This is a genomic window from Microcoleus sp. PH2017_05_CCC_O_A (assembly GCF_020738785.1).
In the GTDB taxonomy this organism is placed as follows: domain Bacteria; phylum Cyanobacteriota; class Cyanobacteriia; order Cyanobacteriales; family Microcoleaceae; genus Microcoleus.
Map to the genome: position 1 here is coordinate 18419 of NZ_JAEQCB010000004.1, position 12124 is coordinate 30542.

Sequence of the window (12124 nt, forward strand, 5' to 3'; positions counted from 1 at the left end):
ACCCTTAACTCATCAAACGACAATTTATAATATTTCGAGTCATAGTATATGCCACAATACTTCGGAAAACTCCAAACTACCGAACAGCCTTGGTCAATTATCGGATCAGTACAATCTCTAAGTAAGACCGATTCCCTACGGGATAGCTGCGCTTCACGCACAATTCACTTCAACTGTAGCAACTCCGCTCTCAAAATCACCATCCTCGCCCCAAACTTAATCCGAGTACGAATGTCACCGACAGGTGAATTTAAAGATCGATCGCACTCAATAACTCTCCCCGACGAACAATGGGAAATCGCGCCTTTTGAAGTGCGAGAAACAGCGGAAAAAATCGAAATTGAAACAGCACAAATAACAATTTCTGTCAAGCGCGATCGCCCTGCCATCGAATGCTTTGACAAATCAGGAAAACCCTTTGCTAGCGACTGCGATCGCCCGATGGGATGGCGCACAGGTGCAACCGCCGCCTGGAAGCGCATCGAAACAGACGAGCACTTCTACGGTTTTGGCCAACGCACCGGCTTTCTCGACAAACTCTCCGAAGTCAAGACAAACTGGACGATAGACTCCCTCGACTACAATTCGCAGACAGATGAAATGTACCAGGCGATCGCCTTTTACATCGCCCTGAATCCCGATCGCGCTTACGGCATCTTTTTCAACACCACATTTTGGAGTCAATTCGACATCGGCGCGGAAACACCAGGGGTTTTGCGGATGGAAACCAGAGACACGGAACTCGACTACTACATCATTTACGGCCCGGAACCCGCCCAAATTCTCGCCACCTACACGCAGTTGACCGGCCGGATGCCGATTCCGCCAAAATGGGCGCTGGGATACCACCAGTGCCGCTGGAGCTACGAATCCGAGGACGTTGTGCGGGAGTTGGCGCGGGAATTTCGCGATCGCAGCATTCCCTGCGATGTCATCCACCTCGACATTGACTATATGCGCGGCTACCGGGTTTTTACTTGGAGCCCAAAGCGTTTCCCCGATCCGGCGAAACTGATCGCAGACTTAAAAGCAGTCGGTTTCAAAGTTGTCACAATTGTCGATCCCGGTGTCAAGTACGAACCGGAAGCAGATTATGAAATATTCGATCGCGGTGTGGAAAACGACTATTTCGTCCGCACCGCCGACGGAAAGCTTTTCCACGGTTACGTTTGGCCCGACAAAGCCGTGTTTCCCGACTTCATGCGCCCCGACGTGCGCCAGTGGTGGGGCGAATTGCACAAAAGCCTGACAGATATGGGCGTTGCGGGGATTTGGAACGACATGAACGAACCTGCGATCGCCGATCGACCTTTTGGCGATGGTGGCGAACACATTTGGTTTCCGCTGGATGCACCGCAGGGCCCGGAATTCGATCGCACAACTCACGCCGAAACCCACAATTTGTACGGGTTGATGATGGCGAAAGCTTGTGCGGAAGGGTTGCAAAAAGTCCGAGGGGGCGATCGATCTTTTGTGTTGACGCGATCGGGATTTGCGGGGGTGCAGCGCTACTCCTCCGTGTGGATGGGCGACAATCAATCGCAGTGGGAACACTTAGAAATGTCGCTACCAATGCTTTGCAACATGGGGCTTTCCGGCGTCGCCTTTGTCGGTTGCGACATCGGCGGCTTTGCGGGGAATGCAACGGCTGAATTGTTCGCGCGGTGGATGCAGATGGGGATGCTGTATCCGTTGATGCGCGGTCATTCGGCGATGACGACAGCGCAACATGAACCGTGGGTTTTTGGCGATCGCACCGAGCAGATTTGCCGCGAATACATCAATTTACGCTATCAGTTATTGCCGTACATTTACACGCTTTTTTGGGAAGCTGCGATCGCGGGAACACCGATTTTGCGACCGCTACTTTATCACTTTCCGCGCGATCGTACAACTTATCACCTTTACGATCAAGTATTGCTCGGCCCATCGCTGATGGCTGCACCCGTTTACCGACAGGGAGTTGAGCATCGCGCCGTGTATTTGCCGGAGGGGACTTGGTACGATTGGTGGACGGGCGAATGCTATCAGGGCCCGACGCACATTTTGGCTGATGCACCTGTGGAGAGAATGCCGTTGTACGCGCGCGGTGGGGGGATAATTGCGTTAGCGCCTGTGAGGCAATTTGTTGAGGAAAGGGCGATCGATTCATTGAAAATGCGAATTTGGCCCGGAACTGGTGAATGGACGCTTTATGAGGACGATGGACACAGTTTTGAGTACGAACAAGCTGTCTGGGCTACGACTAATTACAAGGTGTATTTGGAAGGGCGAAAAATGATAGTTGAAATTGCGGCGCGGGAGGGGGAATTTGCGATTTCGGAGCGCGAAATTACTGTCGAAGTTGTGGGGATTGGGGAACAGCAATTTACAGATGATGGCACGGTGCGGCGTTTGATATTTTAACTAATACGAGTGGGAAGTCCCGCACTCTATCCGTTTACAGGATGAGTGACGGGATGAAAACGAGCAGCAAAGAAATTGAGCGATAGCGAATCCATGATAGGATCGAACTAACCGGAGATGACAAGAGTAGCCGTGGTGGGCGAACTTTCCGTTGTATAAAGGCTAGACACCACCTATCAGTTTCTGACTGGTAGCCCCAATATCCCGCTAAGCCATAAAAGAGCTGATGGATGGGTGAAAAAATCAACAATTCTACTCCTTGGGACACAGGGAGTCTGCCGGAAAAGATAAGTAATTATCTTGCTAGTAAGTACCACATAAAATAAAGGTGAGTAAAACCTACGGAGGGAGGATAAGACCAGCTTAGAGATGGCTCGCGTCGAGGCTCTCCCGTTGAAAGAGGAAGCCTGCACTCTATTTGTTTACAAAATGAGTGCCGGGTATGTCACGCAAGGTTCTCAACCATATCCGCAGGGACACAGCACTGCTGTGTCCTCCTGTCTCAACCATATCCGTAGGGACACAGCACTGCTGTATCCTCGTATTGCGATCGAGTTGGCCTGTCCTGGCAATCTTATTATACTAAAAAGACTTTTGCTATAATAAGATTCCGCGACCGCCGTCTTATTTCACTGGAATAACATAAGATAACAAGACCTCAACCTTTGTCCCTCCGTCACCCAATGATGCGATCTGGTCGATACGTCCAACAAACTGAAGGATACAGCGCCTTCATTCCAGCGCCCCTCCCTCCCGAACCGCCCATTAAAATGGACGCAGAGCTTCATCGCTTGCTCTCCAATGCCGATCGGGCTTTAGGAAGACTAGACGGTGCTACCTCTATTTTGCCCAACCCTGACCTATTCGTAGCGATGTACGTCCGTCAGGAAGCCGTTCTTAGTTCGCAAATTGAAGGAACGCAAAGCACCCTAGAGGACGTACTTCAATATGAAATTGATGTCAAAGGTCAAGAACGCTTTAAAGATGTGCAAGAGGTTGTTAACTACGTTAACGCCATGAACTACGGTTTAAAGCGGCTTCAAGAATTTCCACTTTGTCTGCGCTTGCTGCGAGAAATTCATACAGAATTACTCAAAGACGTGCGAGGAAGCGATCGCACACCGGGAGAATTTCGGAAAAGTCAAAATTGGATTGGCCCTCAAGGTTGTAACCTGGGTACTGCGGCCTATGTACCTCCAACAGTTGCAGAAATGCACCAATCTCTCGACAACCTAGAGAGATTTTTGCACGATACCAATTCTTTACCTGTACTGATTCATTGCGGATTAGCTCACGCTCAATTTGAAACAATACACCCATTTTTAGATGGAAATGGACGGATTGGACGATTGCTAATTACTTTTCTGCTTTGTCAGCAAGGAATCCTACAAAAGCCTTTACTATACCTCAGTCATTATCTAAAGTTTCACAGAATAGAGTATTACGATCGCCTGATGGCAATTCGCACTCATGGAGATTGGGAAGGATGGTTAAAGTTTTTTCTTCAAGGTATTTTTGAAGTCAGCCAGTCAGCAACAACTACAGCCCGTTCTATTCTGGAAATGCGCGAAAATCACCGCGAAATTATCGGTCAGCAAATTTCCAGTAGCAGTTATGGTTTGCGCTTGCTAGATATACTTTTCCAGCACCCAATCGTCAATATTCGTTTAGTAGAAAACGAATTGCAATGTAGTTACGCAACAGCTAGGAAAATAGTCGATAAATTTGTAGAAATTGCTTTGCTTGATGAAGTCACAGGTTGGCAACGCAACAGACTTTATCGTTACAAACCCTATCTGGATCTTTTTGAAAGTCACGACACAGCTAATTTTTAACGGTGGCTCAGCGATCGCGCGAGGTTCTTATTATACTAAAAAGCGTTTTACTATAATAAGATTTCAATTCAGCCGTCTTATTTCACTGGACTAACATAAGACACCAAGAGCTCAACTTTAAAAAGGTTGCTGTATAAGCATTCCTCCTTCTTCCTTTTACTTAGCAGACTAGAGCAATCCCAAAAAACATCTAACAAATTTGGCAAAGGTGTGGGATAAATTGTAAGGTAAAGGTTTTGAGGGTAGAGGAAGTCGGATGGCGAGGCAAAAGAAACCTGACCAAAGGGCGATCGAGCAGTACAAGCACGAAAACCAACAAAGAGTCAATAACCCACCTGTCGGACTGGTTACGCCAGACACCGATCCAGATGGGGATAGCAAAAAATATGCCTACGATCCTCACCTCGATCCTCAGTTAGTTTGGGCCGGCAAAGCAGAACATACCAGCTTTGAAGTACCAACAGTCTCGCTGCACGTTCATGAACGCATCGATCCGCGCAGCATCATTGAAGCAGTCCGCAAGCGTAACCCAAATCAAGGTGTACAGTTATCTCTATTTGAGCAACCAGAGGAAAATCCGCCGATTCGACAGGCGATCGAATTTTACAAGCACAAGCATAATTGGAGTAACCGCTTAGTTGCTGGAGACTCGCTGTTAGTGATGAATTCCCTATTAGAAAAAGAGGGAATGGCGGGACAAGTGCAGATGATTTATTTCGATCCGCCCTATGGGATTAAATATGGTTCAAATTTTCAGCCGTTTGTGAATAAGCGGGATGTGAAAGATGGGAAAGATGAGGATTTAACTCAAGAACCGGAAACGATTAAGGCATTTCGGGATACTTGGGAATTGGGGATTCATTCTTATTTGAGTTATTTAAGAGATAGATTGTTATTGGCGAGAGAGTTATTGTCGGAAAGTGGTAGTGTTTTCGTGCAGATTTCTGATGAGAATGTGCATCATGTTAGAGAGTTGATGGACGAGGTATTTGGAGCAGATAATTTTTGTAGTTTAATTACTTTTCAAAAAACTGCTGCTGTGAGTAGTCCTCAAGCTCGTACAGAAGTAATTGGAACTTTATCAGACTATTTAATTTGGTATTCTAAAGATGCTTCACTTGTTAAATATAATCAACTTTTTTTAGATAAAAATGTCGGTATAGGTGCTGGAACATCTTATAAAAATTTAATATTTTCAGATGGGACTAATCGATCAATAAGTAGCGAAGAACTAGCTAATCCTAATCTTATACCCAAAGATGCAAAAGTATATCAAGCAACGTCTCTACAGTCTTCAGGGTATAGTGAGACTCTTTCTAAACCTTTTGAATTTGAAGATAAAAAATATTCGCCACTTAAAAATTGTCATTGGAAAACTACTCTTGAAGGTTTAAATAATTTAGCACAACAAGGAAGGATTATAAAATCTGGAACTAATATTCGCTATGTCAGATATTTGGATGATTTTCCAGTTTCAACATTAGGCAATATTTGGATAGATTTAATGGGAGCAACCGATAAATTATATGTAGTTCAAACAGCCACTAAAGTCATCCAACGCTGCCTTTTAATGACAACCGACCCAGGTGATTTAGTCCTTGACATCACCTGCGGTTCCGGCACAACTGCCTACGTAGCCGAACAATGGGGACGTAGATGGATTACTTGCGATACATCGCGGGTAGCAATAACGCTGGCAAGACAACGATTGATGACCGCCACCTTTGACTATTATCAACTCGCAAATTCCCAGGAAGGCGTAGGCAGTGGTTTCAAATATAAAACCGTCCCTCACATCACCCTCAAATCTATTGCCAATAATCCCGAAATTCGTGAAGGCATGAACCGCATAGAAATCGAACAAGCTATTAATAAATATGCCGACGAAGAAACCCTCTACGACCAACCATTGATAGATAAATCCAGAGTCAGAGTTACTGGCCCATTTACAGTTGAAGCAGTCCCCGCCCCCATAGTCAAACCAATTGATGATTTTATCAATCCACCCGTTGCTGACCAATCAATTGCCCGTTCTGGTGAGACTCTGCGGCAATCAGAATGGCGTGATGAAATGCTAAAAACAGGAATTCGCGGTAAAAACGGGCAATACATTCTGTTTTCGCGAGTCGAAGCTTTACCCGGTACTCGTTGGCTTCATGCCGATGCCGAAACTAAACCTAACGATTTGGGAGCAAATACTGTCAAAGAATCTGGCGGCACTTATGATAAACCAATGCGAACGGTTATTTCTTTCGGCCCAGAACACGCTCCCCTAGAACAACGCCATGTTACCCAAGCTATTGAAGAAGCACAAACTTTAGTACCAAAACCTAAATTAATTATCTTTGCCGCCTTCCAATTTGACCCGGAAGCTGCTAAAGACATCGACGAAACCAACTGGCCGGGTGTCACGCTTTTGAAAGCACAAATGAACATGGATATGCAGACAGAAGACCTTAAGAAAAAACGCGCTAGTAACGATAGCTTCTGGCTGATGGGTCAACCAGATGTCGCCCTGCGTCGCATCAACAGAGGAGAAGATGCAGGCAAGTGGGAAGTAGAAGTTCACGGCTTCGATTATTACAACACCAAAACTGGAAATATCGAGTCTGGCAGCGTCGAAAAAATTGCCGTATGGATGTTAGATATCGATTATGATGGCAGAAGTGTTTTCCCCCGTCAGGTTTTCTTTCCGATGGCAGGAGAAAAGGATGCTTGGTCTCGCCTCGCCCGCAATCTGAAAGCTGAAATTGATGAGGATTTAATCGAGTCTTATCAAGGGACTGTTTCGTTACCTTTTGAAATCGGCGAGTATCAGCGTGTTGCTGTTAAAATTGTGGACGATAGAGGCATTGAGAGTTTGAAGATTATTCGACTCAGTTAAGAAATTAATCAGGTAAACGTCATATATGTTGACCAGGATCAAGCTGAAAAATTTTCGAGCCTTTCGCGAAGAGATAGATGTTCGCATCCGACCAATCACAATTCTGATCGGTCGTAATAGTGCTGGAAAATCTACACTCATTAAGTTCTTACTTATGCTCCAGCAAACTCTTGAATCTAGCGAAGGTGATTTTTTTGCTACAGAAGGACGGCACGTTAGCCTTGGAACTTTCAGCGATTTGAAAAACTCTCTATCCCGCAGTAACAAATTTGAATTTAGCTTGGAAATTCAAACTAATGATTTACCAGATCCTGCAATTCAACAAATTAGAGAACAACTCAAACAAAGCAAACCTGTCAAAAGCTTAGAAGGTGATATTACAGACTTAAACATCAGGTTAACAACATCTTCAACTATTGTTGCTCAAGACCCCCTAACGGAAGAAACTGAAACGAGAGTTAGAGTTGATTCCACTGTACCTGCCGCCGAATTAACGGCTGAGTTTTGCGTTTTCGGAAGTATACCCTACGGAAAAAGTACAAAAGCGGAACATACTGTTACTTGTAAAATAGGAGGAAAAAAAGTCCTTAAAAAAGAAGAAAATAACATTCGACGGACTAGATTTCTCAGCTTTCCATTACCCAATAATCCTGTAGAAATTATTAAATCTGCTTTTGATAATCTTTACCTTGATGGTATCCGACATGAAATTATATCTATGCGACATCTCTCGCCAATTCGAGAAGAATCAGAGAGAAGTGTCATACTAGGTAGTCCACCTCCTGATGATGTAGGACATAGAGGAGAATATTCAATGCCTCATTTACAAAAACTCCTCACTGAAAAAACTGAGGAAGGACTTAAAAGATCTAATTTTGCTTTGCAACACATTGAATCTGTTATCGATATTCATGATTTGAAGTTTAAGCCACAATCAAAAGGATTTATTCCTGAATTTCGAGCCAGAAATAAACTAACTGGGGCTGAATCTTACCTGGCTGATTTTGGATTTGGGGTCAGCCAGTGTATCCCTATCTTTGTTCAGGGAGCATTACTCAATAAAGGACAACTTTTAATAGTTGAACAGCCAGAAGCGCAAATCCATCCAACAGCACAACTGGAAATGGGTTCTTTTTTCGCTGATTTATGGAATGACCGCCACATTCCGTCATTAATTGAAACTCATAGCTCAAATATTATTCTCCGCCTGCGACGTTTGGTTTCTAATGGCGATTTGAGATGCGAAGATATTTCGATTGCATACTTTTATGTTAAGGATGAAATAGTTAAAGTTAAAAATTTAGATATTAGACCAGATGGCAGTTTAGAAAAAGGATTGCCAATGGAGTTTTTTGGAGCCGATGTGATAGAAGCACTTGAACTGTAAAAAAATAAATAGTCCATATAATAGAGTAACTATGATAGACAGCGATGGGTTAATAGATGATAATAAATTGTATTTAATTGTGATTGACACTAATATATTTGAACATCTACTGTATGATGAAAAAAATATTATTTTGGGTGATTTAGCAACTAAAACAGAAGAAAAGCATATCAATAAGCTGCTAAAGGTTCTTCAAAGTCAAGGGTATCAACTTTGTATGGATCGGCAAAAGAGAATAAAAGAGGAATATAAGCATAGACTCATCCAGCGAATCAAAGATTCTAGTGACGAAAGAGATGAAATTCAAATTTTGAGATATTGGATAGTTCTTAACACTCATCATTTTACTGAGCAGGAGATTAATCTTCCTATGGACAAGATTCTCAAAACCATCATTTTAAATGATGACGATCAACCTGAAACTACAGATTGTATTTTTGTTCACATGGCAGCTCTTAATAAATGTGATTTAGTGACCAACGATAGTGACTATACACTTTCTGATAAACTGTCACAAAAAGGTAAAGGTAAGAAGCAGAAAAAAAATCATAAGAATCCTGAACGAAAACAGCAAAGTAATAATAGTTCTAAAAAACGTCAGCAAAATACATCGAGTAGGATGGAAGAGGTTAAGGCAGCAATTAAAACACACATTAAGCATGAGGAAACAGATATCCTCACATCTCTAGAAGCACATCAAGTCTATGTTTACCCTTTAGTAAAAAACTCTGATTAAGCGAGGCACAGATGAATTCAAAAACTACTATTGACCAGCTCATCATCAATTCTCCCTACGAAGAACCGAAACAATATTGGCACTACGATCGCACTTCTCGCCTCTTCAACCGTGCAGAGGGAAGAAGACCCGCAGGCTATATCATTGCTTCCGAAAGCTCCAAAACCTTCGACGATCCAGGCAAATTTGTCGAAATTCCTCTAGTTAACCAGATTCGTCCCCGCGTCAAAGCTTGGTGCGATGAAGGATACCCCGGAGTTACAGGCGTTACCAAACGTCTGCTAGAACACTGGCACAATTCCGAAGAACGCGACTTTCCCTTCTTTTTCTGTCAGTTAGAAGCCATAGAAACCCTAATCTGGCTAACGGAATCCCCAGCATCTGCAAAAGTTGGCATTGATATTCCTTCAGATGGGGGAAACTTCAAACGCCTCTGTTCCAAAATGGCAACAGGTTCCGGCAAAACCATTGTCATGGGGATGTTAATTGCATGGCAAATCCTGAATAAAGTTACCTATCCCCAAGACTCCCGCTTTTCCAAAGCTATTTTTGTAATTGCCCCCGGACTTACAGTTAAGAATCGTCTGCAAGTTCTACTTCCCTCTGCTGAAAATAGCTACTACGAAATTTTCAATATAGTGCCTATTGGCTTATTCGATCAACTTCGTCAAGGCAAGGTTTTGATCCGTAACTGGCACACCCTCAATTGGGAAACAGAGGAACAAATTAAAAAGAAAAAAGGAGTTGATAAACGTGGTGCAAAAAGTAACGAAGCCTACGCACGGGATGTTTTAGGCGAACTTGCCAACTCCAGCAATATAGTTGTGATCAACGACGAAGCACACCACGCATGGCGCATCCCGGCTGAATCCAAAGTTAAAGGTGTCAGCAAAGAAGACTTAGATGAGGCAACCAAGTGGGTTGGTGGGTGCGATCGCATTCACCAAGCTAGAAAAATCCTCACCTGTTTTGACTTTTCCGCCACACCCTTTGCCCCGTCTGGTAAAAAAAGCTCAGAGGAAGCTCTCTTTGGCTGGATTGTCAGCGATTTTGGTTTAAATGATGCGATCGAATCCGGCTTAGTTAAAACCCCTCGCGTTGTCATTCGCGATGATGGCCAACTCACAAAAGATTACAAATCCCGTCTTTACCATCTTTATCGAGATCCAGAAGTTTACGAAGATGTCAATCATAAAGCCAAACCCAATGAACGGCTGCCCGATTTGCTAAACAACGGCTACTTCTTACTCGGAAAAGATTGGCTGGAAACTGCGAAAGCATGGAAAGAATCGGGGCATAAAGTTCCACCGGCAATGATTTCGATCGCCAACCGTACCGAAACTGCTGCCAGAATCAAATACGCCTTTGACCATAATAGAATTAAAGTCGAAGAACTCTGCATTCCAGAATATACCTTACACATCGATTCTAACGTTTTAAAAATGGCAGAATCCCAAGCAGAAAGCACCGATATCCAAGACACAAACCCAGAGACTAGCGAAGAAGATAACTCTGATGATGAACCGATTCGCAAACTGTCAAAGAAAGAACAAGCAGAACTTTTACGGCAAATGGTGGATACGGTTGGTCAAGTTGGGAAACCTGGGGAACAAATTCAAAATGTCATCTCAGTTGGGATGCTGTCTGAAGGCTGGGACGCTAAAACTGTAACGCATATTATGGGGATTCGCGCATTCACCAGTCAGCTTTTGTGCGAACAAGTGGTAGGTAGAGGTTTGCGGAGAACTGCTTACGACATCAACCCAGAAACAAACCTACTTGAAGCCGAATATGTCAATATTTTTGGTGTTCCTTTCACATTTCTTCCCCACGAATCCGATGAGGGAACTCCGCCTCCGCCCCCTAGCCCTAAAACTGAAATTAGACCCGATCCAGAAAAGCAGGAATTTGAGATCAGCTTTCCAAATATCGTCCGCATTGATTACATTTATAAGCCCGAACTCAAACTCGATTTAAGTCGTGTTGAACCTTTAGAGTTAGATGCTTTTGACAATAGTACACGAGCAGAACTGGCTCCTATTGTAGATAGCAAACCTGATGTCACGAAAATAAAGGCGATCGACCTAGAAGATTTAGGTCGCAAACAGCGGATGCAAAAAATCACCTTTGAGGTTGCTAGAGATATTTTCGATCAAATGCAACCAGGTTGGCAAGGCAATCGAGAATACTTACTAGCAAAACTGATTCGATTAGTCGAAGAATTTATCCACTCAGATTTTATCCAAATTACTCCGCCATTGTTCAATCAAGAGGAGATTCGACGGCGTATCCTAATCACTCTGAATCTGAGAAAAGTAGTTGAACACATCTGGCAAGCTATTTATTTAGAAAATACAGAAGCAATAGAACCAGTATTCGATCCAGTTCATCCAATCCGATCTACAGGTGATATGCGTTCCTGGTATACAGGTAAACCCTGTGATTACACTCGTAAATCTCACATCAACTGCTGCGTCTTTGATAGTACATGGGAAGCCAGCGAAGCCTATGAACTTGACAGAGAAAGAAACGATAGTATTGTGGATGCTTGGGTAAAAAACGACCACCTGGGATTCGAGATTCTCTATATTTTTGACGGAGTTGTTCGCAAATATCGTCCCGACTTTATAGTTCGTCTAAAAAATGACAATTTCTTGATTTTGGAAACCAAAGGGCAATCAACTCGCCAAGATGAAGCTAAATGGGGATTTCTAGATCAGTGGATTAAAGCTGTTAACCAGTATGGTGGCTTTGGTCATTGGCAGTATGATGTATCGAGAAATCCGGCTGATGTTCGCTTAATCTTGGAAAAAGCTGCACTGTTTAGTTGAGATAAAGTTACTATAATATAACGGGAGGGGATGAGTAGACCCGAC

The 12124-nt window shown here is 43.6% G+C and carries 6 protein-coding genes; all 6 read left to right on the forward strand.

The genetic code is table 11. The features are described 5' to 3' along the window. Nucleotides 1-48 precede the first annotated feature (48 nt). The 6 genes from JGK20_RS01145 (at nt 49) to JGK20_RS01170 (ending at nt 12079) form a co-directional block, all read left to right on the forward strand. Nucleotides 49-2406 carry a glycoside hydrolase family 31 protein gene (locus JGK20_RS01145; RefSeq protein ID WP_293228954.1) on the forward strand — a complete coding sequence of 786 codons (2358 nt, stop codon included), beginning with the start codon at nt 49-51 and terminating at the stop codon, nt 2404-2406. Between the two features lie 683 nt (nt 2407-3089). Beyond that, complete coding sequence (locus tag JGK20_RS01150; protein WP_293228957.1) at nt 3090-4241, forward strand: Fic family protein; 1152 nt, start codon at nt 3090-3092, stop codon at nt 4239-4241. Between the two features lie 256 nt (nt 4242-4497). After that, nucleotides 4498-7125, forward strand: coding sequence for a site-specific DNA-methyltransferase (locus tag JGK20_RS01155; protein ID WP_293228960.1), 2628 nt, complete (start codon nt 4498-4500; stop codon nt 7123-7125). Between the two features lie 25 nt (nt 7126-7150). Then, nucleotides 7151-8512 carry an AAA family ATPase gene (locus tag JGK20_RS01160; RefSeq protein ID WP_293228963.1) on the forward strand — a complete coding sequence of 454 codons (1362 nt, stop codon included), beginning with the start codon at nt 7151-7153 and terminating at the stop codon, nt 8510-8512. Between the two features lie 31 nt (nt 8513-8543). Then, a complete protein-coding gene (locus JGK20_RS01165; RefSeq protein WP_293228966.1) occupies nt 8544-9248 on the forward strand; it encodes a hypothetical protein in 705 nt (234 codons plus the stop codon). An 11-nt stretch (nt 9249-9259) separates the two neighbouring features. Then, entirely contained in the window at nt 9260-12079 is a 2820-nt protein-coding gene (locus JGK20_RS01170; protein WP_293228969.1) for a BPTD_3080 family restriction endonuclease, read from the forward strand. The last annotated feature ends 45 nt before the right edge of the window (nt 12080-12124 follow it).

What these genes read in the sequence shown, in the direction of transcription:
- JGK20_RS01145 (WP_293228954.1), top strand. Translation starts at nt 49, where the DNA reads ATGCCACAATACTTCGGAAAACTCCAAACTACCGAACAGCCTTGGTCA.
- JGK20_RS01150 (WP_293228957.1), top strand. Translation starts at nt 3,090, where the DNA reads ATGATGCGATCTGGTCGATACGTCCAACAAACTGAAGGATACAGCGCC.
- JGK20_RS01155 (WP_293228960.1), top strand. Translation starts at nt 4,498, where the DNA reads ATGGCGAGGCAAAAGAAACCTGACCAAAGGGCGATCGAGCAGTACAAG.
- JGK20_RS01160 (WP_293228963.1), top strand. Translation starts at nt 7,151, where the DNA reads ATGTTGACCAGGATCAAGCTGAAAAATTTTCGAGCCTTTCGCGAAGAG.
- JGK20_RS01165 (WP_293228966.1), top strand. Translation starts at nt 8,544, where the DNA reads ATGATAGACAGCGATGGGTTAATAGATGATAATAAATTGTATTTAATT.
- JGK20_RS01170 (WP_293228969.1), top strand. Translation starts at nt 9,260, where the DNA reads ATGAATTCAAAAACTACTATTGACCAGCTCATCATCAATTCTCCCTAC.